This is a genomic window from Nocardia sp. NPDC004260, assembly GCF_053603155.1.
This window is the reverse complement of sequence record NZ_JBSGEZ010000287.1, coordinates 1-1,063: the sequence shown is the minus strand read 5'-3', so window position 1 is coordinate 1,063 and position 1,063 is coordinate 1. Positions and strand designations below refer to the sequence as shown.

The window sequence follows — 1,063 nt, the reverse complement described above, 5'->3', positions numbered from 1 at the left end:
GGATCACCCAGGGTGAGGCCGACTTTGGTGTGGAGGTCGTCGGGCAGTGCGGTGTCGAGGGTGTCTACGGGGACGACGGCGGCGCCTGTTTTGAGGACGGCCCAGGTCGCGATGACCGCTTCCATGCCGCGATCCAAGCGCAGTCCGACACCCGCGCCGGGACCGCAGCCGCGCGCGATGAGCACTCGCGCCAAACGCGACGAGCGGGTCTCCAGATCGTGGTAGGACAGCTCGTCGTCGCCGGACAGGATGGCGGGGGCGTCCGGATCGTCCTCGACAGCGGCCACGAGTGTTTGGGCGAGTGTGGTGCCCGCGGTCGCCGCCGAGTTCGGCGGCGGGGTGGGAACGCCTCTGGCCGTGCCCATTTCCCGTTCGGTTCGGTCGAGGATGTCGATGTCGCCGATGGGGGTGTGGGGGTTGGTGGCGATGGTGGTGAGGATGCGTTCGAGGCGGTGGCCGAGGGTGTGGATGGTGGTTTCGTCGAACAGGTCGGTGGCGTAGGTGAAGATGGTGTCGAGTTCGGCGGGGCTGCCGTCGTCGTGGTGGTGGGGGTTGATGTTGACTTGCAGGTCGAATTTGGCGGCGACGGTGTCGGTGTCCAGGGCGGTGACGGTGAGGCCGGGCAGCTGCAGGGTGGGTTGTTCGTTGTTCTGGAACGACAGCACGACCCCGAACAGGGGGTTGTGGGTGGTGGCGCGGCCGGGGGCGACGATTTCGACGACGCGTTCGAAGGGGATGTCGGCGTTGGCGAAGGCGGCGAGGTCGGTTTCGCGGGCTTGGTCGATGAGTTCGGTGAAGCTGGTGGCGGCCTCGACGCGGGTGCGCAGGGTGAGGGTGTTGACGAACATGCCGACCAGCTCGTCGAGGGCGCGTTGCCCGCGTCCGGCGATGGGGGTGCCGATCGCGACGTCGGGGTCGCCGGTGAGGCGGGCCAGCAGGACCGCGAGGGCGGCGTGCACGACCATGAACAGGGTGCAGTTGTGGGCGCGGGCGAGGTCGGTGAGGGCTTGGTGGATGTCGGGGGAGACCGCGAAGCCGGTGTTGGCGCCGCGCATGCTGGGTG

1 protein-coding gene is annotated in these 1,063 nt (G+C 68.8%); it reads right to left on the bottom strand.

What is annotated here, in order from left to right; all coding sequences use genetic code 11:
- Positions 1-1,063 (bottom strand): condensation domain-containing protein (locus ACWEO7_RS39700; protein WP_452431036.1); only part of this gene is annotated, 1,063 nt, incomplete at both ends.